20 protein-coding genes, 1 tRNA gene and 1 pseudogene are annotated in these 22,480 nt (G+C 54.1%); 6 read left to right on the forward strand and 16 right to left on the reverse strand.

Translation table 11 applies throughout. The annotated features are described in order from the left end of the window. Positions 1-8: 8 nt before the first annotated feature. From QQ91_RS01585 to QQ91_RS01610, 6 genes are all read right to left on the reverse strand, one after another. Positions 9-944 (reverse strand): sulfotransferase family protein, encoded by a 936-nt coding sequence (locus QQ91_RS01585; RefSeq protein WP_166279132.1) that lies wholly within the window; start codon positions 942-944, stop codon positions 9-11. Further along, a complete protein-coding gene (locus QQ91_RS01590) occupies positions 922-1,656 on the reverse strand; it encodes a sulfotransferase family 2 domain-containing protein (protein WP_201277271.1) in 735 nt (244 codons plus the stop codon). The genes QQ91_RS01585 and QQ91_RS01590 overlap by 23 nt, the downstream gene beginning before the upstream one ends. 38 nt (positions 1,657-1,694) lie before the next feature. After that, on the reverse strand, positions 1,695-2,543 hold the full coding sequence (locus QQ91_RS01595) for a sulfotransferase family protein (protein ID WP_166279138.1): 849 nt from the start codon (positions 2,541-2,543) through the stop codon (positions 1,695-1,697). Between the two features lie 173 nt (positions 2,544-2,716). After that, complete coding sequence (locus QQ91_RS01600) at positions 2,717-4,069, reverse strand: lipopolysaccharide biosynthesis protein (protein ID WP_166279141.1); 1,353 nt, start codon at positions 4,067-4,069, stop codon at positions 2,717-2,719. A 60-nt stretch (positions 4,070-4,129) separates the two neighbouring features. Further along, a complete protein-coding gene (locus QQ91_RS01605) occupies positions 4,130-5,260 on the reverse strand; it encodes a glycosyltransferase (RefSeq protein ID WP_166279144.1) in 1,131 nt (376 codons plus the stop codon). 391 nt (positions 5,261-5,651) lie between these two features. Beyond that, on the reverse strand, positions 5,652-7,427 hold the full coding sequence (locus QQ91_RS01610) for an ABC transporter ATP-binding protein (protein WP_250833228.1): 1,776 nt from the start codon (positions 7,425-7,427) through the stop codon (positions 5,652-5,654). Between the two features lie 232 nt (positions 7,428-7,659). Between QQ91_RS01610 and acsF the strand changes: the two genes are divergently transcribed. Then, positions 7,660-8,739 carry a magnesium-protoporphyrin IX monomethyl ester (oxidative) cyclase gene (gene acsF, locus QQ91_RS01615; protein ID WP_166279149.1) on the forward strand — a complete coding sequence of 360 codons (1,080 nt, stop codon included), beginning with the start codon at positions 7,660-7,662 and terminating at the stop codon, positions 8,737-8,739. 157 nt (positions 8,740-8,896) lie between these two features. Here the strand turns inward: acsF and QQ91_RS01620 are convergent, their stop codons facing one another. The 5 genes and pseudogenes from QQ91_RS01620 to QQ91_RS21780 all read right to left on the reverse strand — a co-directional run. After that, positions 8,897-9,313 (reverse strand): tellurite resistance TerB family protein, encoded by a 417-nt coding sequence (locus tag QQ91_RS01620; RefSeq protein ID WP_166279151.1) that lies wholly within the window; start codon positions 9,311-9,313, stop codon positions 8,897-8,899. A gap of 178 nt (positions 9,314-9,491) precedes the next feature. Next, positions 9,492-10,337 (reverse strand): N-carbamoylputrescine amidase, encoded by an 846-nt coding sequence (gene aguB, locus QQ91_RS01625; protein ID WP_166279154.1) that lies wholly within the window; start codon positions 10,335-10,337, stop codon positions 9,492-9,494. Next, entirely contained in the window at positions 10,334-11,467 is a 1,134-nt protein-coding gene (locus tag QQ91_RS01630) for an agmatine deiminase family protein (RefSeq protein ID WP_236096027.1), read from the reverse strand. The genes aguB and QQ91_RS01630 overlap by 4 nt, the downstream gene beginning before the upstream one ends. A 34-nt stretch (positions 11,468-11,501) precedes the next feature. Continuing rightward, positions 11,502-12,716, reverse strand: coding sequence for an FHA domain-containing protein (locus QQ91_RS01635; protein ID WP_250833229.1), 1,215 nt, complete (start codon positions 12,714-12,716; stop codon positions 11,502-11,504). 18 nt (positions 12,717-12,734) lie between these two features. Continuing rightward, positions 12,735-12,869: pseudogene (locus QQ91_RS21780) on the reverse strand (double zinc ribbon domain-containing protein); the annotation flags it as partial. Between the two features lie 118 nt (positions 12,870-12,987). On the opposite strand from QQ91_RS21780, the gene QQ91_RS01640 reads away from it, so the two are divergent. Together QQ91_RS01640 and QQ91_RS01645 are read left to right on the forward strand one after the other, a co-directional pair. Beyond that, positions 12,988-14,169 carry a cation:proton antiporter gene (locus QQ91_RS01640; RefSeq protein WP_250833230.1) on the forward strand — a complete coding sequence of 394 codons (1,182 nt, stop codon included), beginning with the start codon at positions 12,988-12,990 and terminating at the stop codon, positions 14,167-14,169. Continuing rightward, positions 14,166-14,909 (forward strand): diacylglycerol/polyprenol kinase family protein, encoded by a 744-nt coding sequence (locus tag QQ91_RS01645; protein WP_166279160.1) that lies wholly within the window; start codon positions 14,166-14,168, stop codon positions 14,907-14,909. The genes QQ91_RS01640 and QQ91_RS01645 overlap by 4 nt, the downstream gene beginning before the upstream one ends. 5 nt (positions 14,910-14,914) lie before the next feature. Here QQ91_RS01645 and thiL read toward each other — a convergent pair whose 3' ends face one another. Both thiL and QQ91_RS01655 read right to left on the reverse strand, forming a co-directional pair. Further along, a complete protein-coding gene (gene thiL / locus QQ91_RS01650) occupies positions 14,915-15,937 on the reverse strand; it encodes a thiamine-phosphate kinase (RefSeq protein ID WP_166279163.1) in 1,023 nt (340 codons plus the stop codon). 3 nt (positions 15,938-15,940) lie between these two features. Then, positions 15,941-17,056, reverse strand: coding sequence for a peptidylprolyl isomerase (locus QQ91_RS01655; RefSeq protein WP_166279214.1), 1,116 nt, complete (start codon positions 17,054-17,056; stop codon positions 15,941-15,943). 240 nt (positions 17,057-17,296) lie between these two features. Here QQ91_RS01655 and QQ91_RS01660 point away from each other — a divergent pair. Further along, a tRNA-Val gene (locus QQ91_RS01660) sits at positions 17,297-17,369 on the forward strand. A 45-nt stretch (positions 17,370-17,414) separates the two neighbouring features. Here QQ91_RS01660 and QQ91_RS01665 read toward each other — a convergent pair. Further along, positions 17,415-17,819, reverse strand: a complete 405-nt coding sequence (locus QQ91_RS01665; protein WP_166279166.1) for an NIL domain-containing protein — start codon at positions 17,817-17,819, stop codon at positions 17,415-17,417. A 150-nt stretch (positions 17,820-17,969) separates the two neighbouring features. Here QQ91_RS01665 and surE point away from each other — a divergent pair, with 150 nt between their 5' ends. Then, on the forward strand, positions 17,970-18,767 hold the full coding sequence (surE, locus tag QQ91_RS01670) for a 5'/3'-nucleotidase SurE (RefSeq protein ID WP_166279169.1): 798 nt from the start codon (positions 17,970-17,972) through the stop codon (positions 18,765-18,767). On the opposite strand, the gene QQ91_RS01675 is transcribed toward surE, so the two are convergent. Beyond that, positions 18,764-20,437, reverse strand: a complete 1,674-nt coding sequence (locus tag QQ91_RS01675; RefSeq protein ID WP_236096028.1) for a Ppx/GppA phosphatase family protein — start codon at positions 20,435-20,437, stop codon at positions 18,764-18,766. The genes surE and QQ91_RS01675 overlap by 4 nt on opposite strands. 200 nt (positions 20,438-20,637) lie before the next feature. Here QQ91_RS01675 and msrA point away from each other — a divergent pair, with 200 nt between their 5' ends. After that, a complete protein-coding gene (gene msrA / locus QQ91_RS01680) occupies positions 20,638-21,294 on the forward strand; it encodes a peptide-methionine (S)-S-oxide reductase MsrA (protein ID WP_166279172.1) in 657 nt (218 codons plus the stop codon). Between the two features lie 449 nt (positions 21,295-21,743). Here msrA and QQ91_RS01685 read toward each other — a convergent pair whose 3' ends face one another. Continuing rightward, positions 21,744-22,046 carry a HepT-like ribonuclease domain-containing protein gene (locus QQ91_RS01685; protein WP_166279175.1) on the reverse strand — a complete coding sequence of 101 codons (303 nt, stop codon included), beginning with the start codon at positions 22,044-22,046 and terminating at the stop codon, positions 21,744-21,746. Positions 22,047-22,480: the final 434 nt, after the last annotated feature.

The following is a 22,480-nucleotide window of genomic DNA, read 5'->3' on the forward strand; positions in this document are numbered from 1 at the left end:
GGCTCAGTTTAATCCTCCTGGAGCCAAGGGGAGAGATCGCGACCAATGAGAACCTCCAACTGCTGAATATCTTCACGGTAGAGGCGCTGAAGTCGTCTGCGGGTTTCAGGCCTGAGGGCAACTTTCTCCCCAAGGTTGTGGTTTTTGAGATGCAGGGCCAGGGTTTGGGCAAATTCAACTGGCAGCATGCCCTTCAGCAGGCTTTTGAGCCAGTTATCCTGAGTTAAAAGGCGATGTAGGGCCTTGTTCTTGGGAATGCCAGACACATTACGGCGCAGAAACTGGGGTTCAAAGCGAGGATCAACTCCAATGAATTGATAGATTTCCTGAACCACACCCAGAGTATCTTGACAAAAGTCCTCAAACAGATAAATTTTAATCTGCTCAGGTGGAAATTCTTCGAAATAAGGACTCAGCTGCCGCGCATAAAAGCCCTTAGCCTGGTAGTACCAAAGGGGAGCCCAACGCTGTCGGATGCGCTCGGGCTCTGCATCCAGGGCCGCCTCAAATTCCAGGGTTTCAAACCCTTCGCGCAGGAGGTGGGAATAGCTACTAAAGGCGCGGTCCACAGGGTTTCGTAAAATCGCAATCAGCTTGACCTGAGGAAGGCGTTGACGAATTCGTCGGGCCGCCTGTTCACTGAAGAGATAGAGGGGGGAAGCCTCCCCGATGGCCTGTTCCTGTCTCACACCGGAGAAAAGTTGACAGTATTCAGCAAGGGAGTTCACCGAGGTGTGATTAATAATTTGGCTCGGTCCTTGAAAATTCAGCGGCTCTCCTTCTAGGGCAAAGTACTTGGGCTCCTTGAGGGGACTCATGAAGACCTGAGGATGCTGACTCAGATAGTCATACAGGGAGGTCGTCCCGGCCTTGGCAGCACCGATGATCAAGAAGTTAGGGAGGATTTGGGTTGACCTAGTGCTATCGGGAGCAGTGGCGTTCATAGTCCTCCGCAAATAGGTTCACAGCTTGATCGTAAAGCTGAAGGTCGAGATCGTGGGCCGCTTTCAGGGTGGCCAGGGTGTCGGGGTCGATGTCTGCAACCTGGGGGCGATTGCGGGTTTTCTTCATGGGGGGCACCGCGGCAAGTTCCTGCCACTGAAACTTCTCTCGGAAGAGCGCAAGGGATTTGTCGCGCTCCTCTAAAATCCCAAAACAGGCATAGTGATGATGCAGGTTGTTCAGGGCGGTTCGCAGGACGTAGGGCTTGAGCAAGGCAGTGCTAAAGATTGGATAAAATTTGGTGCTCAAAAAGCCGCTGAGGAAGCGAGTTTGATAGTTTTGAAAGCGCTTATTCTCATAAAATTCCTTGAGGCTCACCGATTCAGCGTAGGTGCATAGTGGATTACGAGTTTCGGGGCGATCGCCATCTTGCTGCACAAAGTAATAAAAAGAGATGGCTCGATCAATGGGGTCGCGCAGAAAGGTGATGTACTGCACTGACCGATGGGTAAACCGGTGCAGGCCAAAGGGAACATGGCCTCCCACAAAACGATAGGGTTTGCGCATATCCCGGATAAACTCGGGCAGCCGACCGTACTCATAAATTTCCTCTGGCCTAAAGTTGGGATTAATGAGTTCTCGCCACAGAGAGACCCCGGAGGTTTTAGGAATATGGGTAAACACAATCACGTCATTCATCGCTGGGGAACTCATGCTCTTGCAGGGTAAGGAGGCCAGGAAGCAATCTCAATCTAGTCAGCATAGGGGGTTAACCAGCCCATTAAATCTTTCCCCAAGCTGTGGGAAAGGCATTCTAGATCGCTCTGGTAATGGTCGACCAGAAACCGGCTGCGATCGCGGGGGAGAGCAGGAAACTGCTCTCCCTGGTTAAGTCGGTGGATAAAATCAAAGGCCCCGTTCAAGCGCAGCGACTCCAGGGGGCCTTGCACCATCGGGAGACGGGTAAGAGTTTCATAGACTGAGAGCGCAGATCGATACAGCCGTGGATATTTGGGCAAGGAGCGCTTCGCGTTTTTGGGTGTCTGCAGTAAACTCGCGGTAAAGGTGGGATCAATCTCTAGAAAGTCATAAATCTCCCGGAGCAGATCGGCAGGGCGGTGCTGAATATCGTCAAACAGGAGCACCTTGAGCTGCTGAGGGGGAAATTGATCCCGATAGCGAGTCAGCTGGCCATGGTAAAGCCCCCACTGGACATAGGGCGATTGAGAACCTAGCCCCACCTCCATATCTTTGGTGGCGCGTCCTGCCCGCAAGTCCATGCAGTAGTGAGAATAGGCCCGCTCAATGGGATTGCGCAGGATACAAATGAGACGCATCTCTGGCTTGTAGGCTTTAATTCGCTCAGCAGCGCTCACCGAGGGCAGATAGGAGGTCGAGATTTCGCCAATCGCCGCTTGGGTGAGGTGCCTGGGGAAAAATGATTCATACCAGCCGACCCCTTTAGCGTACAGGGAATCATAGCTAAAAAAATGGAGTTCCTTCGCGTCAGGGAGAAACACCTGGGGGTGCTCCGATAGACAGAGGTGTAGCCATGTGGTCCCTGACTTCGCGGCTCCAGTCACCAGAAAATTAGGCTGCACGATACACTCCACAAACAACTTCGGTCAAGGTAAAAGCGATCCCTTATCCAGGACAACGCAAGGGGGCACCCATTTCTCCAGCCCGTGGCCTTTGGAAGATCCGATGGGGGACTGATCTAAGGTAACCCAGACCGTAGCATGGTCAAGACTTGTTTTTTGAGACAACAGTAACATCAGCGAGAATCCTCAGACTGAGGTTGAGATCGCCTCAAGATCGTGCGCCACAAAATCTGTAGATCGGACCACCGGGGAATCAAGGACGGAGAATCCACCTTCAAAACCCAGGGAAAACAGATCAAGATAAACAGCAGGCGAGCCGTGGTGGAAGTCAAGAGGGCTACCCCCGCTCCCAACAGCCCAAATCGGGGAATCAGCCAAAACATCAGTGGAAAACTCAGCCCTACTCCCACCCCCTGCAACAGCGTCACAATGCCAGGTCGACCAACGGCCATAAAAACCTGGGCAATAATCAAAGTCGTTCCCTTTACAATAATTTCCAGACTCAGGATCTGAAAAACCGTGACTGCCTCTTGAAATTCAGGCCCGTACAGAAACGGGAGCAGCATGGGACCTAAAATCATCAGGGGGACCGCAGCGCAAACCGAGACCCAGATATTCACCCGTGCTGCCCGTCCAGCGAGATCAACCACCTCAGAAATCGGACGGGCAGCGGTTTTAGGAAATAACACGGTGACAATCGCGCTTTGGAAAACGCTCAGCATACGCGAGACGCTGAGGGCCACCACGTACAGCCCCATGGCATCGGGATCAAGGTATCCCACCACCAAAACCTGATCGAGACGGTCTGCTACTTGGGAAAGAATATTAATACCCGCTGAGCGCCAGGCATAGGGCAGCAACAGGCCAATGCTGGTCCGCAGATTCCGAAACCCAGGACGGTAGTGACGCCATAGATCCACAAATTTCCAGATAAAGATGGAAAGAAATGGAATGCGATAGGCAAGAGCTCCGGTCAAGGGCGTCATGGACCGAGTGCCTGCAAAGCCCCCTAGCAATCCCAGGGTCAAAATGGGCGAGAGGTAATTGGTCTGATTGACCACGGAGAACAGTCCCCTTGCTCGATAGGCATTGAGCAAAATCAGGGTCAGTAGGGAGATGGGAGTTGTGAGGACAAACAGTTGGGCATAGCGAATGGCTTGCAGGGAGTACTGGCTCTGGACCATGGGGATGATCCCAACACCAATCGCCGATCCCAGAGCGCCAAGCAAGGTTCCCAGCACCAGGACTGCGCCATAGAGATTAGCCGCTTGCGTGGGATATTTTTTTAAGTTGTAGAGCAAGGACGGCCCTAAGCCCAGGGCCAGAATTTGTCCAATCAGGTTAGGCCAGAGATTTATGGCGGCCAGTTCTCCTCGCCCTTCACTCCCCAGAATCCGCGCGGTCACCATGCCGGTCAAAATATTGGTGGCCAAAATCACAATCTGAAAAAAGGTGGTTTGGATAGTGGCAGCCACCCCGCTTTTTCCCTGCATCACCCAGTTCAAGGTGCTGGCGATCGCCTTCATACCCTATGGACCGAACCCCTGTGGACCGAATCCCCATGAACCCAGATACCAACCGCGAATTTAGCCCAGCGCATGGGTCAACTGCGAAGCGGATCGCAAGGCGCGAAGGTCTGCAAACTCGGCCAGAATTTGATCGATCTGTTGAAAGAAGACCGTTTGGGCAAAATTCGACAGGGCATGGTCGCGAATGGCCTGGTGGTCCCAGGACAGAGACTCAGCGGCCATCAAGGCCTCAATCAGAGCTGCTGGGGTTTGAGGCGCAAAAAACAAGCCTGTTTTTCCAGGAATCTGAGTATCTCGAACTCCCCCCACCCCGTAGCAAATCACGGGGGTGCCACTGGCGTTGGCTTCGATGGGAACCAGCCCATAGTCTTCCAGGGCAGAGACAATAACGTATCTGGCCCTGGCCATCAGCTGGGCACGCTGAGCATCGGGAACGTACCCTAAAAATTCAACATTGGGTTTTGCCATGGCCCGCAGGCGCCCCGACTCCGGTCCCTCTCCCACGACTTTCAGAGGCCACCCTAGCTGATTGAAAGCCGCGATCGTGACGTCAATTTTTTTATAGCTGAGCATGCGCGAGGATACCAGGCAAAAGTCATCTTTTTCTGCCGAGAAAATAAACTTTCGCTGATCAATCGGATAGTTAACCACCAGCGCCTGGCGTCCATAGTACTTCCGAATCCGCTCAGCCACGGTTGAGGAATTGGCAATGTATAGATCCGGGGTCTGCGCGTAGCGCCGATCAGCCCTTCGCATCAGCTTAAGCCCCATGGAAATGGGGGTAGACATGCGGCGAAAGTTGCTGTACTCAGAGAGGTAGTTTTGAGTATCCCAGAGAAAGCGGGTGACATTATGGCAAAAACAAACGTGCACCGCATCGGGGCGGGTTCGCACGGCCTTCGCAAAGCTCGTGGAGCTTGAAATGACCAAATCATAGGCCTGCAGATCCAGAGAGCGAAAGGCATGGTAATAGAAGGGGGCAAGCAGGCGAAAAAACCGGCTGGCGCCGGGTATCATTTGCAGGTAGGTGGTACGGACAGGACGGCCCTTGCCCAAATCAACGGTATTGAGAGGGTCGTACAAGGAAGTGAAGATATCCGCATTGGGAAAATGCTGGCAAAGCAATTCAAAGACCCGCTCGGCCCCTCCTTTTTGAGTAAGATAATCGTGAACTAACGCGATTTTCATTATTAAATTAGCTCTGCTCTATCCGGATAACTGATCTGTATAAGCGAGGCGAGTGGCGCGGGGAGGGAAGTGGGGCAGGAGCGCGAACCTTCAAGGCTACAGCTCCACGTGCAATCGGTCGTGTAAGCGTCAGGAGGAGCATTCGCTGCGCAGGTGAACCCGAGGTAAACGACGCCAAGATGCCCTCTCCCCTAGGGGCATAGCAAAAGCCGATGAGCGCTTGCCAAACTCCGTTAGTCTAACAGGCAATGCCAATTGTGCAATATGGCGCAAGGTGGAGATTAACAGAAAAAACTTCGATCTAAGCATAGGGTGCCCCCGAACACTCCATCCCTAAGAGCTGCTTAATAAATATTTCATCAAAAAATAGTCGCCAATCTAACGGTCTCGTCTAATGATAGTTTTTGGCTTGGGCATTAAACAAAATTGCGTATTGACCGTTCCTGTTCATCAACTCTTCGTGGGTGCCCGACTCAATAATTTGCCCTTGATCCATGACGTAGATACGGTCTGCCATGCGAACAGTGGACATGCGATGGCTAATGAGAATGGCGGTCTGACCTTGGGTGAGGGTGCGAAACTGCTGAAAGACTTCATATTCAGCTTTGGGATCCATGGCGGAGGTCGGCTCATCTAGAACAATTAAGTCGGCATCGCGCACAAAAGCCCGCGCCAGGGCAATTTTCTGCCACTGGCCGACACTTAATTCCTCTCCCGCCTCAAACAGCTTCCCCAGATTGGTTTGGTACTGGAGAGGAAGCGCCTGGATCACTGAATCGGCTTGGGATTGCTTGGCTGCCTCCAGAATTTTAGGGTCCTCTGGATCGAGATCGATATTGCCAAGCCAGATGTTCTCTTGAGCCGTAAAGGGATATTTAACGTAGTCTTGGAAGATAACGCTAATCCGGCGGCGCAGATCCGCCGTGGAAAATTGACGAATATCGATGCCGTCAATGCAAATTTGCCCCAGGGTGGGATCGTACAGGCGACAGAGAAGTTTAATTAAGGTGGTTTTACCCGAACCGTTTTCTCCCACCAGCGCAATGGTCTGCCCGACGGGAAGGCTAAGGTTAATGTTCTGAAGTGCGGTTCGCTCTGTGTTGGCATATTGAAACGTGACGCCACTCAGGGTAATTCCAGTCTGGAAGGGAGAAGGACAGGGAAGGGGACAGGCTGGCTCCACAATCTTGGGTTCCAGCGTGAGAAACTCCTTGAGATGGGTCAGAAATAAATTGTCTTCATACAAACCCGAGAGCGCCCTCAACACGTTGGAAAGTGCGCCCTCACCCCGCTGGAGGGCTTGCTGATAGAGAACCAGATCCCCAATCTTGAGCCGACCGCTGAGGGTGTAGTAGGCAATAAAGGCAAAAACGCTGACGGTTAAAGCCGTTGAGACAATCTCGGTGCCGAAGGTCGCCAGCGATCGCCGGGAGACAATGGCCAGGGTTTCACGGTAGATTTTGCGACGGATATCGCGGTAGCGGCGCCTCAGCCAGGGCCCCAGATTAAACAGTCTGACTTCCTTCGCATAGATATCCGTGGTCAGCATCAGTCCCAGATAGACCGATTGGCGCTCTAGGGCCGTGCGACGACGCTGCCAGCGATAGAGCACGTTGGCAAATTTTAGCCGCACCAAGAAAGCCGGTAAGGCTCCAAGGATGATGAGCACCGCCAGCACCCAGTGCAGCGAGACTAGTAGAACCGTGACGCCCACCAGCAAAATCCCCCCCTGACTGAGCTGGACCAGTCGATTTAGAATCTGGGAGGGACGGTAGGCTGCCTCCTGTTGGGCACGCTGAAGTTTGTCGTAGTAGTCTGAATTTTCGTAATATTCAAGATCCGCGGCAACGGACTTCTCCAGCAGCAGATTTTGCATGTAGTCTGTAACCTGCTGGGCCTGGGCCGTATTCACCAAATCGGAGGTGACCATTGCCAGATGGTTCACCAGGTTCAGCAGCCCAAATAGTCCGAGCAAGAGTAGCACCGATTCAAGGTCAGCACTGGGGTCAGGGCCTGTTAAAGCCAGGGAAATCCGGTCAATCACCAGCTTGAGCACATAGAGCAGCAGCAGCGGCAAGGTTCCCTGTACCAGCACTAGCAGCGCCCGCAGGAGAGTCCAGCGGGCTGAGCTGGCCCAGACAAATTTCAGCGCAGGCAACAGGTGCATGCGACTGCGCAGCCCGGAGAAAGGAGAGAAAAGGCCTGTCAGCATTAAATTAAACTTTGCGGGTTCAATATTTGGGAGTTCAATATTTGTGGGTTCAATAAATGTAACGTTCGTTCACATTCGCCCATCGGTCTTCACCGATTCAGGTAGTATGACTGAAAGGTCTTGGCTTAGCACTTATTTATTTAAGCAGGGCGCAAGTAGTCACAGCATACGAAAGCAGTAAGCACCTATGGTCAATACGCTGAAAAAGCCTGAATTCGACGAAATCCGGGAAGGAGTCAAGGTTCCGGCCAAAGAAACCATCCTCACGCCCCGATTTTACACCACTGATTTCGATGAAATGGCGAAAATGGATGTTTCGCTCAACGAGGATGAGCTGCGGGCTCTTCTGGCTGAGTTCAAAGCGGACTATAACCAGAAGCACTTCGTTCGCGATGAGCGATTTGATCAGTCCTGGGATCACATTGATGGCGAAACCCGCCGTTTGTTTATTGAATTTTTAGAGCGATCCTGCACGGCGGAGTTTTCCGGATTTTTGCTTTACAAGGAGTTGGGTCGTCGTCTAAAGGACAAGAACCCGTTGCTTGCTGAGGGATTTAACCTCATGTCCCGTGACGAGGCTCGCCATGCAGGCTTTCTGAACAAGGCGATGACCGACTTCAAGTTATCTTTGGACCTGGGCTTCCTCACCAAGAGCCGGAGCTACACTTTTTTCAAACCAAAGTTTATTTTCTATGCCACGTACCTCTCTGAAAAAATTGGTTACTGGCGCTACATCACGATTTATCGTCATCTTGAAAAAAATCCGCAGGACTGCATCTATCCAATTTTCAAGTTCTTTGAAAACTGGTGCCAGGACGAAAATCGACATGGCGACTTCTTTGATGCGGTTTTAAAATCCCAGCCTGATTTTATCAATAACCTGAAGTCTCGACTCTGGTGTCGCTTCTTCTTACTGTCAGTTTTTGCCACAATGTATCTGAACGATACCCAGCGCTCTGGCTTTTATGAATCCATTGGTCTAGACGCCCGAGAGTACGACAAGGAAGTCATTGAAAAAACCAATGACACCGCAGGTCGAATTTTTCCGGTGATTTTGGATGTTAACCATCCCAAGTTTTACGCCTGTCTAGAGCATTGCGTGGCCAACAATGAGAAGCTGCGGGCGATCGACGCTCAGGAAAACACGCCTCAGGCGCTGAAAATTCTGCAGAAGCTACCGGCGTTTTTAAACAATGGGATTCAGTTTCTCCAGCTTTATTTAATCAAGCCCATTAACACCGCCCAGCTTGAGGGCAGCATTCGGTAGGAGAAAGCCCCACAGGGCTGTGTTAGCCAAACATTGAATTACCAAAACCAGAGCGCCTCCTTGCGACGCTCTGGTTTTTCTCCTTTAGGGCACGTTTAGGTCGCGGTTGGATGTGGACCTCTTCGCCTAGGGGGGAGTTGTTTTTCTGTGCGCTGGACTAAAGCAGCTTGAGCTGCTGGTAGATATCTTGAACGCGATGGATCACTCTATCTTTAAAGGTTTGCAGCTGATTGTCCTGCTCGGGCATATCCTGAAGATGGGTTAACAGCTTGGCTTCAGCGCTGTCCATTTCTCCATCGCTGTAGATTAATCCACTAATGTCCTCAATGAGCTGGTTACGCGCATCAACGCTGGGATGTTGACCCATAAATTCCTGAATCCAGCGATCGCATTCCTGGGGAGTAACGGTCCGCAACTCGTTAATCAAAGACTTGATTTCGGGCTGATCCGACAGTCCCTGCTCCGTCGCTAGACGACGAATGTATTCCTTTTCCTCGGGCTGGATTTTTCCATCCACCCAGGCAACCCCGACAATAATCTTCATCAGGAGAATTTTAGACTGTTCGGTAGACATAGCTTTACGCTCTGAACGACGGAACCGACGGAAAAGGCCATAGGTATCGATCACTAGACTAAGGTGTTCTCCCCAATAGGAACAGAAAAATTCTCTTAACTTAAGAAATCAGGTCAGGCATCAATTTAAGAAATCATAGCTGGAGTTGCAGGAGGCAACCAGCACCCCCCTGCCAATGTCAGGGTTGGATGATACGCTCGTACAAATCGGGGCGGCGATCGCGGAAAAAGCCAAAACCCGCTCGGTATTGATCCACCAGCTTGAGATCAATCTGACTCTGAATCACCCCCGCCGACTGGTGATCGAGTTCGGCTAAGGTTTCGCCCTGGTGGTTGGCGATAAAGGAATGACCATAGAAGGTAAGTTGCTGCTCCTGTCCAATCCGATTGGCCGCCACCACCGGAATGGCATTACAGACCGCATGGCCAATCATGGCGCGCTGCCAGGGATCCTTGGTGTTGAGCTGGGCATCCTGGGGTTCGCTGCCAATGGCGGTGGGATACAGGAGCAGTTGGGCGCCCATGAGCGTCATGATGCGAGCGGCCTCTGGAAACCACTGGTCCCAGCAGACCCCCACCCCAATGGTGCCATAGCGAGTGGGCCACACCCGAAAGCCACTGTTGCCTGGGCGAAAGTAAAATTTTTCCTCATACCCAGGACCATCTGGAATGTGACTTTTCCGATAAACGCCGAGCAGTGAGCCATCGGCATCAAGGACCGCCACACTGTTGTAGTAGCAGGGGCCTGCCTTTTCAAAGAAGGAAACCGGAATCACCACCCCTAGGTGCCGCGCTAGGGGTTGAAGATAGGCAATAGCCGGGTCCTCCTCCACTGAACGCGCGTAGCTGAAAAACTCCTCCTGCTCCTGCTGGCAAAAATAAGGCCCCTGGAACAGTTCCGGGGGCAAAATAATTTGCGCCCCCTGTGCAGCCGCCCTTTCGACATAGTGGGCAATGGTGTGAATGTTGGTGTCTCGCTCTGGGCAAAGCGGGGTCTGAATCGCGGCTACGGTTACGAGGCTCATGGTTGCTGCTGGGTAATACAGTGAAAGGCACCCCCCCCTGTGATCAAGGCTCGGGCAGAAAGGCCAATGACCCGGCGAGTGGGGAAGCAAGCTTGAATTGCAGCGATCGCAGGGGCATCAAAGGGACTCTCGTAGGTGGGAACCAGAACACAGGTGTTAGCGATATAAAAATTTAGATAGCTGGCTGGAAGGATATCCCCAGTTCCATCTCGGATGGGGCCAGGGGACGGGAGCGTAACAAGCTGCAGCATTCGCCCCTGAGCATCTTGCGCCTGGGACAACTGCCTGGCAATCTGTTTGAGCACGGCAGCATTGGGATCTTGTGCCGTTCGCGCCTCCATGACCATGACCACCCCCGGGCAAACGAACCGAGCCAGGGTATCAATATGACCATCGGTATGATCATTGATCAGGCCCTGATCCAGCCAGATGATTTTCTGATACCCCAGTCCTGCCTGCAGCCGACTGTTGATCTCAGCTTCCGTAATCCCTGGGTTACGGTTCGGGTTGAGCAGACATTGGCGCGTGGTCAGACAGGTGCCCTGGCCATCGCTTTCCAAGGCACCTCCCTCTGCCACCAGCTGAACGGTTTGGCTGGGAAGATGGGTCATCTGCACGAGGGCTTGCGCCAGATGCACATCATGGGGAAAGTCATATTTACTGCCCCAGCCATTAAAGCAAAAGCGAACCGCCAGATCCTGGACCTCAGAAGGCAGGCTCGAGGGAGGCTGGGACAGCGAAGAAGGTCTATCCGACCGCTGGGGCGCTTTCCCTGCTTTTTGCACAAAAATGGGGGCTGTATCCCGCAGCCAGATGTCATCGTAAGGGCACAGGTGATAATACACCGGCAGGCCAGCAAGATACTGCTCCGCTCGCTGGCGAACGCTTTGATCAAACACCAGAATATTCAACCGTTCCCCCCGTGGCTGGCCGGTGACGGGATCGCAATCGGCGATGCCTCGACACAGCTGGGCAAATTCTCCACAGGCAGCCTCGAAATAACCGGGCCACTCCTCAGGAAGACGGGGAAAAGCCAGCCAGCAGGCTGAATGGGGCTCCCACTCAGCAGGATGCCGCAGGGAGGGAGGCGATAGGCTAGGGCGGTTCATCGGGTCAAGGAATCGGGTCAAGGAATCGGGTCAAGGAAGTACTCGCTTCCCCCACCTAGCCAATTTGAAAGAGAAAGCAGACCTTATGTTCTCGCCCCAGACAGACCAAGTCACCGGGCTTAATGCGAACGCGATGGCCCGGTTGAACCAACTCATCGTTGACATAGGTGCCGTTAGCGCTACCGGCATCCTCAATGTAGTACCCCTCCGGAGTAACATACAAATTTGAATGCTTGCGAGAGACAACCTCGCTGTCGGCAAAGCCGGAAACATCCACATCCGGGTGAATGGAGTCGGTCTGTTTTCCAATTAAGAGCCGCGTCAAATGGCTGGGCAATTCAACGCTGGTCTGGGTGCGCTGATGAATAAATCGAGCCAGGGGCCGCTGGATGACCGTGGCCCCGACATTACCGGACAAGACCGGAGGGGGACTGGGCTGCATCGTGGTTGAGGCGCTTCCAGCAGAACCGATGGCCTCAGGCGGGTCGGGTGGTGGTGGAACCGAAGGCACACCCTCCGAATCCTCGTCCCAGGTTGGAGACGGGAAAGCGGGAGGAGTGGGATCAGACCCTAGACTTTGGAGGGGATCGGATCCAGATTGCAGGGGATTAAGGGCCGGGGGCAAGGAGTCTGCGTTAATCGGGGGAGGCGCTGGCGGAGCAGGGGGTTCTCGCAGGTCAAAGGCGTAATGCTCGGGATGTTGGGGAGGAATGGTGGGAGGAAGCGGCGGCGGGGTCTCTGGCGGCGGCACGAGAGTCTCTCGATCGGAGTCTCGATCGGCACCGGGACTCACCACAAAGGTCGGCTCAGTTTCGGTTGGATCAAGGGGGAACGGACCGGGTCCCCCCGGACCAGAACTCACCGCAAAGGGCGGCGGGGTTGCCCCCCCAGGCGAGGCAACAACGTTGGTCGGAGGCAAGGCTGAATCGGCATTCCCCCCCTCGGCAGGATGGACCACATTTGTAGGCGGCAAATTGGAGCCAAGAGAAGGATCTAGCGGCGGGTTCACAACGTTCGTCGGGGGAAGATCGGCGGGACCCATCGTGCCACCTGAGGGATGCACCACATTGGTGGGTGGCAAATTAGACCCGACCCTCTCCGCAGCCGAACCGATCACATTCGTAGGAGGAACTTCGGAGGGGGATGGATCTGAAAAGGGATTGACCACATTGGTGGGCGGTAGCGCTGACTCCACCGGCGTTGGCTCTAGGGGCGGCAGGGGAGACGGGACTGGTTCACTGCTCGATTGGGACGCAACGCCCCGCGGCATGGAAGCCCCACATTGGGGACAAAAAAATGCATCTTCAGGCACTGAAGCTTGACAGGTTGGGCAAGCGGTTAACGCCGGGAGGGGCTGATAACAGCCTTCGCATTCCGAAGCGCTGGTCGGATTGAGATGTCCGCAATTGTTACAGTGAATCATGGGCCTAGAAAGCAAGTCGGCATGTCTGTGCAACTATGATGCACTACTTTTGCCCATGCCGCAGATTTCATTAAAAATCATGAAATTATGGAAGGGATTGTTCTATTGAGGACTCTCCGTGTTTGATCTTCCCCTCAAGGATCCGATTTTAATCGTCGCTTTGCTGCTAGTACTCATTGGCATGGTGCCATTCCTAGCGCGTCAACTGAGATTACCCAGTATTGTACTACTGATCCTCGTGGGCATGGGTGCTGGAACCCATGGCCTGGGGTTAATAGCCCGAGATGCTCAGCTCATTTTGCTGGAAAAAATTGGGCTGCTTTACATTATGCTGCTGGCCGGGGTCCAAATTGATCTGGGTAATCTGCGGCGATTGGGACTGCGATCGCTCATTTTTGGGGTGCTAACCTTCCTGGTGCCCTTTGGTCTGGGCATTGTCCTGGGGTACTTTGGGTTCGGCCTGAGCATGACGGGGGCTTGCGTGGTGGGACTGCTGCTGTCTCCCCATGTGCTGCTGGCCTATCCCACGGTGATTCGCCAGGGCCTGACCCAAGAGGAATTCATTGGGGTCACGGTGGGGGCCACGGTCGTTACCTCCTTCCTGACCCTGCTAGTTTTTTCCATGATTCAGGCGGCGGCCCTGGGCACCCTTGGGCCGGGGTTCACCTTGAAAATTGTCCTGGGGCTGCCGGTGCTGATAGGTCTGAGCTTCTGGATTATTCCACGCTGGGGCGATCAACTTCTGAAAGACCCGCAGGGCGACCTGAGAAGCCAGTTTATCTTTGTGCTGGCCACTCTCTTTGTGGTGGCGGGCATGACCACACTCCTGGGCATTGATGCCATTGTCGGCGCCTTTATCGCCGGACTAGCTTTAAATCCGGCCATTCCCCTGCACAGCCCCCTGATGCAGCGCGTGGAATTTGTGGGAAATAGCCTATTTATTCCCTCCTTTTTAATTTCTGTGGGGGTGCTGTGTAACCCGCGCGTCCTGGGAAGCTCCGTTGAGGTGGTGGGGATTACCCTGGCACTAACGCTGGTGTCCTTCCTGGGCAAGGCGATCGCCACCGGGATTGTCCGCCACCTGTTTGGCTACTCTGTCCTGCAGGGGATGGCCATGCTGAGCTTGACCATTGCTCGGGCTGCTCTGGTTCTGGTCATTGCCCTCTTTGCCAGGAACTACGAACTCATCTCGGAGGTGATTTTTAATGTCACCGTCGCCTATATCCTGCTGACCTGTCTGGTAGGCTCTGCGCTGACGGAATGGACAACCGTGAAACTGCGATCGGAGGCGTCGGCATGATTGATTTCCTCGTAACCTGGCGCAATCCCCTGGCCATGGGAGTGACGCTCATGGGGGCTACGCTGTGGTTACGGCTTTGGGATAGCCTGGCGGCCCAGGGCCGCATCGAGTCCAAGCTGAGCCGGAAAATCATTCACATCACCACCGGTCCCCTGTTTGTGCTGTGCTGGCCCCTCTTTGACGCCAGTTTCTCCGCCAGGGGATGGGCTGCCCTGGTCCCAGGGGTGCTTACGGCTCAGTTCCTGGCCGTGGGGATGGGCTGGATTGACGACCCCGCGGCGGTGCAAGCCATGACCCGCCAGGGGCAGCGTGGTGAACTCTTAAAAGGTCCCCTGCAGTATGGGCTGGTTTTTGTGGGATGTACCCTGGTGTTCTGGCGCAGCTCTCCCCTGAGTCTTACGGCACTGATGACCATTTGCGGGGGGGATGGTTTGGCCGATATTGTTGGCCGCCGTTACGGAAGGCATAAACTTCCCTGGAATGGTCAGAAAAGCTGGGCTGGAAGCCTGGCCATGTTTCTAGGAGCGCTAGGATTAACAGTTCTAATGCTGAGTCTGTTTGACGCCCTGCAGCTAGTTCGCGCCCCCCTGGGAACAGGGCAGGAGTGGGGAAAGGTGGTGTTGATCCTCAGCGGGGCCACCCTGGTGGAATCGCTGCCCCTGCGCGATGTGGACAATCTAACCATCACCCTGGCCACGCTTGGCTTGGGGATTTGGCTGTGGGGGAGCGATCTGTTCTAGACCCCTCACATGAGGGGAGGACTGGACCAATGCTGAAACCCCGACTCCAGACTCAACCTTTGGGGGGCCCCCGATCCTTGCAGATAAACCTCTAGATCGGGGGTGATCTGGCCAATGATTGCAGCACCAGACTCAAGCTGGGGCAGCAGCTGAGCAGCGGCCTGGGGCGGTAAGCTCAGCACCAGTTCAAAATCTTCCCCGCCGTACAGCGCCCAGTCTTGAGCCTGAAGGGGGGAGAGCGATCGCGTTCTAAACAGGGCTGGATGGATGGGGATTTGATCTTGGGCTAGAATCGCTCCCACCTGGCTGGCTCGGCAAAGCTGGACCACGGCATCGGCCAGGCCATCACTGCTATCCATGCCGGCAATGGTTCCTGGACAGATACACTGGCGCAGCGCCTGGAGAACATCGAAGCGGGGAACCGGACGCTGGTGGGCCTGCAACAGCGCAGCGCGATCGCTCGGGTTTAAATCGCCCCCCCAGGTGGGATGGAGGAGCAGTTCCAGGCCCGCGCGGGAAGCCCCGTGCCATCCCGTTGCTAACAACACATGGCCTGGCTGAGCCCGGTGGCGCAAGATCGCACCCTGGTCGGGAACTTCGCCCAGGGCAGTAATGCTCACGGTGATCGTGGGCGACCGGACCACATCTCCCCCCCAGATCACGCCGCCATAGGTTTGGAGACAGTCCGACAGGCCCATATAGACCTCCTGGAGCCAATGCTGGGAAAGCCCAGGCGGTAGCCCCAAGCCCACCGTGAGGCCCAGGGGAGACGCCCCCATTGCCGCCAGGTCGGAAAGATTCACCGCCGCAGATCGCCAGCCCACATCCCTAGCAGAGGTGGTGCGATCGCTAAAATGAACTCCCTCCACCAGCACATCGGTGGTGATGACCAGCTGATGCCCTGGATTGGGGGTGAGTAAGGCGGCATCGTCGCCAATGATGTGGGCGGGACAAAACCCCTGCAGCAGCGCCAGGACGCCTTGTTCTCCCAGATCGCCCACCGTAAGATTCGATGCCGACGCCGCCATACCCTAGGCAGCGCTAGATTTTACAAAATGATCCAGGCCCTCGGTAACCTTTACATTCACAATGGTGTCTCCCTCCTTCAGATCCCCCAGGACTTCCTTTCCGCGGGTCACATAGCCAAAGACCGCATAGCGACCATCCAGGAGGTTTGAACCCGCCGGGGTCAGTTCGGACTCGAATAGATGGAAGAAAAATTGGGAGGAAGCATCGTTGGGATCGTCACCGTGGGCCATGGCGATCGCGCCGTAGGCGGAGAAGGGCAGGCGAGGATGCTCAAGATACAGACCGGCATCTTCAAGGGTGACGCCATAAATCGGGACTTCTTCCTCTTCCGTCCGAATTTCCAGGGGAATGGATCGATATTGCTTAGTCTTCGGGTCAACGAATCCAATGGCATCGCCCTTAGGCTTGCCTCCTTGCACCACATAGGACTCCTCGGATCGAGTGAAGGGCAAGCCGTTGTAAAACTTACGCTGCACCAAGTCCACAAAATTACCGGCGGTGATGGGGGCATTGTAGCCATCAACAACCAGGGTTAAGGTGCCCTTACTGGTCTGCATTTCAACGGTGGCCCGTCCCCGGAGCTGCGGCAGAGTCTGATATTCTTCAGGAATTTCGAAGGGAAATCCATCCACCATCGCGGCTTCCAGCGTTCCAATCTTAGTCATGATGTCAGCGCGCAGGGTTTTAATCTTGGTGCCGTCCTTTTCATCGGCGGCCACCTTTAAAAGCTCTAAATCTTCGATAATTTCCTCTGCAAGCGGTTCAGCCTTGGCCTGATTTTCCGGCAGGACGCTTTCCAGAATTTCTGTTTTTTTGCGCTTAAAGGTGGAGCTAGCTTTGACGATGTCGGACTTAACCCCAGACCAGCGACGCCCCCGAGCCTGGCTTTCAATATCTTCCAAGTCGAGCTGGACAGCGCGAATTGCATCGTTATCAAAGGGCAGCGCTAATCGCAGCAGCGCTTGGGGATCCTTAATAGCGTTGCCGGGCGGCAGTCCGGCAATCAAGCCCACGGCATGGGCTGGAATTGCCGAGAGTCCCAGAACGATGCAGAGCACCAGGGTCAGGAGTGTGGATCGCTTGGCTAGGGAGGCCAGGGGGGGAAGGGAGATGTGCATGGTCACGGGTCTGAAGTACCAACCGTTCTATCAAAGAGAGCCATTTTTCACTATATCAGTCGGTGTTGACCCCACCATGGAAGAACCTCCGGCAGACTCGGCGCGTCCTGTCCAAAGGCAACTCACCGTGAAGCCTTTGCAGAGCAGGCTTTTCAGCCTTTTTTGTAAAAACTTTAGTGTTGAATGAATGAAAGTGAAACAAAGTTTGCTAGGATACATAAGCTGATAAATTCAGCACAAGGGCGATTAGCTCAGTTGGTAGAGCGCCTCGTTTACACCGAGGATGTCGGCGGTTCGAGTCCGTCATCGCCCATGATTCCCAAACAAATAGCGCGTTTGTAAACATTCGCTAAACCCTTTAGAAATTTGTAGAAATGGCCTGCACTGGACAGGTGGGTACACACTGTTCGCAAACCACACAGCGCGATCGCTGAAAGGTAAGGCGCGCGGTGTCAGGATCGAGCCTGAGCGCCTCCGTCGGACAGACGCCCGTACACAGCCCGCAGTGAACGCAACGGTCCTCATCAATTAAAATTTCTCGATTCGCAGAGGATACGCGAATCTCTTGCGACTCCATCCATTCAATGGCCGATTCAAGCTGATCAATATCGCCCGATAGCTCCACCACCACCTTCCCCACCTGATTGGGAGCAATTTGGGCTCGGATAATATTGGCAGCTACGTTGTAATCCTTCGCGAGGCGATAGGTGATCGGCGTTTGTACCGTCCGTTGAGGGAAGATAATTGTGACTCGCTTTTTCAAACCCCATCCTCCCTGGCAGATTGCCCCTTCATTGTAGATCTGGCTGGGAGTCTGCCCCGGTCCGCCTGGGCACTGGAGCATCAGATTCGCCAGCCTGAATCCGCAAAGAATAGCCTAAGATGTTATGCGGAAACCGTTCGGCGATCGCCCATGAGACTTTTAATCGGCAATGATGATGGTGTGTTTGCACCCGGCATCCGTGCCCTCGCCAATACCCTCGCTGACGCCGGACATCAAGTGACGGTGGTCTGTCCAGACCGAGAGCGATCCGCCACGGGACATGGTTTGACCATTCACCAGCCCATTCGAGCTGAGATGGTGGAAGGCATTTTTCATGAGGGAATTCGGGCTTGGGCCTGCTCAGGCACCCCCTCGGACTGCATTAAGCTGGCCCTGGGAGCCCTGCTAGAGCATCCTCCCGACCTGGTGCTTTCCGGCATTAACCAGGGGGCTAATTTGGGCACCGATGTCCTCTATTCGGGCACCGTTTCGGCGGCGATGGAAGGCGTCATTGAGGATATTCCCAGTATTGCCTTGAGCTTAACCAGCTTCACCTATCATGATTTTGGTCCAGCCGCCCGATTCGCCCGGCATCTGGTGGATCAATGGCAACAGCAATCCCTCAAGGACCCTATTTTGCTGAACGTCAATATTCCAGCCTTCCCCGACAGCGAAATTAAGGGCACCAAGATCACGCGCCAGGGCATTCGTCGCTACTTTGATATGTTTGAAAAGCGAATTGATCCACGCGGCAAAACCTACTATTGGCTTGCTGGAGAAGTGGTGGAAGATGCCGAGATGCCCCCTGGCTTCGAAGATGTAGCGGAGATCACGACCGATGTTCAGGCAAATCGCCAGAAATATATCTCCATTACGCCTCTGCAATACAACCTCACCTACCATAAGGCCATCACCCGCCTGGAAACCTGGTTAAGCCTCACCCCCTAAACCATGAGATGGGGCCGTAGAGAAATCTCAAATTCCGCTTCAAAACTCGCTTTCTTGTAGTTTAAGCTCCACAGCTCCAGATCACAGTCGTCCTCATCCCATTGCGGCTGTAGGTGAAGCACAAGGGTGCAATTCTCGGGGTCGAACTCGCAGCGCAGATCCGTGATCGCCCCGATCTCGCGCCGATCCAGGGCCACCGCCAGCTTTAAGATGGCGCTCAGTTGATTCACCTTCGCGCGATCCTGCTTGCTTAAGTTTCGATAGGGATCGTGTTTTTTCTTCGGCGGGCCTTTCCGGTGGTAGCGAGCAAAATTGGCAATCAGCTCAATTTCGGTGTCACTAAAACCCAGCAGCCCGGCATGGCGAATCAGGTAATAGGAATGCTTGTGGTGGGCCGCATGGCTGACAAAATGCCCCACATTGTGCAAGATCCCAGCAGCCCACAGAAGTTCGCGCTCCTCTGGTCCCCAATGGTGCAGCTGTTCCCGGATTTGGTCAAAGATTTGCACCGCAAACCAGGCAATTCGCTGGGAGCTATCTAAATTTACCTGATAGCGCTGGGCCATATTGATCACCGTGCGCTCTCGAATGGAACTCTGGTAGCGCAATCGGTCTTCAATCAGGCCGTAGCGAAGCATCCAATCCACAATCATGCCCTCGCGCAGGGCACGCTCACAGGTGCTAAGGGATCTGATTTCAAGCTGTTCCATCACCACCAGTAAAATGACAGCTCCAGCCAAAATAATTTCAGCGCGTCGTTCTGACATCCCCGGAATGCGGCAGCGATCCTCGTAGGAGAGCTTGCACAGCCGCTGTACCAGATCCTGCAACACCTCCAGGTCTAACTCATAGCCATGGAGTGAGGTCGGGCAGGCTCCCAGAAACTCACAGGCAGCGATCTTGACCAGGCTCTCAATGGTGCCGGAGGTTCCCACCAGACGGGGCGGCATCTCTCCCGGTTGAATCTTGGAGCGCACATCCTCAATGGCGCGCTCCATCATGCCGCGCACGTAGGCCTTCATCGTGCTAAATTCGCGCTTGAGAATGGGATCGTGCTCAATGAAGAGTTCCTTCAGCCGGACTGCACCCACCTTGGTGCTGCTCAGGCTCCTGGCCTTGTGCCCATCCCCCAGGATCAACTCCGTGGATCCGCCCCCGATATCCACAATCACGTGGGTCTGCCCCTCAAAGTCCAGTCCCGACAGGACGCCCAGATAAATACGACGGGCCTCCTCCTCTCCAGCAATAATATCGACGCTTAACCCCAACTGGTCCTGAACGCGCTGAACAAACTCCCGTCCATTGGGAGCTTCGCGAACCGCACTGGTGGCGGCAGCAATAATTTCTTCCACCTGGCGGGCCTGGGCAATTTCTTGGCAGCGACTCAGCGCCTCCAAGGAACGCTCCATCGCAGGCTCGGTGAGCTGACCGGTTTCGGGACAGCGCTCTCCCAGGCGCACGGTACTTTTTTCGGTATCGATGATTTGGAAGGTGGGTAAATCAGGATTGATATCCACCACCACCATATGAATTGAATTGGTGCCAATATCAATGGCGGCAATTCGGCGTTGACCCGTAACGGATAAACGGGGTAGCGGCAGACCCAGATTCAGCTCATCAACCGTGGCTGGCGATCGCCAGCGATCTGGGTGTTCTATTGAGACCATCATTCAACCCCTTGGCCATCCCTTGCAGAAATCAGGCCTCCCTGGGCGGGAGCATCTTCATCCTGAACTGTAGAGTTGATCGGGGACCTGGGTCAATCGCGGCAACACTCCTCACTCAGTTCAGGGGAGATTCAGTGAGCATTCAGCCCTTCTTTGGTTAAATCCGTTACCTTGAAAATATTCGCGGAGGTTAGGTTAACACTATGGCACTATTTGGATTTGGAAAAAAAGCAGCGATGCCGTCCCCGGCAGAGGCCTTACCAGGACGCTCAACACCGATGCCAGTGCCCGAAAAGCACTTTGTCAACGGCAATCCCATGCAGCCCCCCTATCCTGAGCAAATGCAGACTGCAATGTTTGGCCTCGGCTGTTTCTGGGGAGCAGAGCGGAAATTTTGGCAGCTGCCGGGCGTCTATATCACGGCTGTGGGCTACGCTGGAGGCTACAGTCCCAACCCCACCTATCACGAGGTTTGTACGGGAATGACGGGGCACAATGAAGTGGTCTTTGTGGTGTTTGACCCCCAAGTGATTGACTATGCCGATCTGCTCAAGGTGTTTTGGGAAAGCCATGACCCCACCCAGGGCATGCGGCAGGGGAATGACGTGGGCACCCAGTATCGCTCTGGCATCTACACCTATTCGCCCGAGCAACAGCAGATGGCCCAGACCTCAAGGGTGACCTATCAAGCCGCACTCACGGAGGCTGGGTACGGTGAAATCACCACTGAAATTGTAGAAGCCCCCACCTTTTACTTTGCCGAGGAGTACCATCAGCAATACCTGGCTAAAAATCCCAACGGCTACTGCGGCTTGGGAGGCACCAACGTGTCTTGTCCTGCATCCGTGTTGGCAACCTGATGGAGGACAAGGGAATCGGGGGAAGAATACCCTAAAAATGGCCAGAATCTAGCTCAGTTTATGGATTTCCGCTTCTTTATTAAAGTTCAGCAGGTTAAGGTGCAATAGCGCTAATCCTTCGATGTTGCCACCGACCCCAGGTGACTCGCCCGTAGAGTCTGATGCTGCCTTGTTAGCCCTGTTCGTCGGCTAACCAGGCAGCACCTGCCGCTAGGAGATCGGTCCAGGGGCTGTGATCACCTTGCATGGAGGTGGCCTAGGTCTAGGGGAGCGATCGCCCTAGCCATACCCACATCCGGCATTTGAATAACCGCAGAGGTAAGAGTTCTTTGGGAAAAGCTTGCCCAACGTGCCCCTGCCAATGTCCCAGATGAGCAAGTTGTTGCTTGGCACAAGGCGGGCAGAGATCCCCCGGCTTTCCTTGGTCGGGGCTGTAGCCAAAATCGTTTTCATCGAGGGTCACCGGATCCGGTAATCGCCCATTTTGAGCATGGGGACAGGGTTTGATGGGCAATGATATTGCGTAAACCGATAATGCGTTGCCAATCGATATCGGGATGAGCCTGCTGAAATTCCATCGAGATTCTACGAGCGGCTTCTCCTAAAACTTCAAATTGCCGATCAACGGCGCTGATGGTGCGAATGTCGTCTAGATATTCATCAAAGGTAGAACTATTCGTAAAGGTTTGAATATTTTGAATCGCCTGGGCCATATCCCAAATTGAGGCAATATCACGATTATTCAACTGCATAAATGACCTGTCGAGTGTTCAAAATTTCATGTCTTCTGTAGGGATTTTTGAGATATTTTTTACTGACTAAATCAACTTTTCGCCTAAATAGGGCTTCAATTTCTGTTTGCATGGTTTGCCAGTCATCCCAGGGTAATCGCATCTAATTTGGTATAAATCGTACTTGACAGAATGCAAAGGATAGATTGCTGAGCATGAGTTGCGATTGAGACAGCGGGAGAGCCGTGAAGCGGGGTTAATGGGAAAGCGTACCCCTCATCAGTGTGGAGAGACCTCATGGCCCAAGGCTTTGGTCAACGAGAGTCGAGCCCTCAGCAGGTCCGAGAGGCTAAGATTTTAAGACGGAGTGTCCTCCAACATTTTCAGCACCTGCCGGATCCGCGCGTGGAACGAACCCAACACCATAGTCTAGTGTCGATTGTGACCATAGCGAT

The sequence above is a fragment of the Lyngbya confervoides BDU141951 genome (assembly GCF_000817775.3).
GTDB classification, from domain to species: domain Bacteria; phylum Cyanobacteriota; class Cyanobacteriia; order Thermosynechococcales; family Thermosynechococcaceae; genus Lyngbya; species Lyngbya confervoides.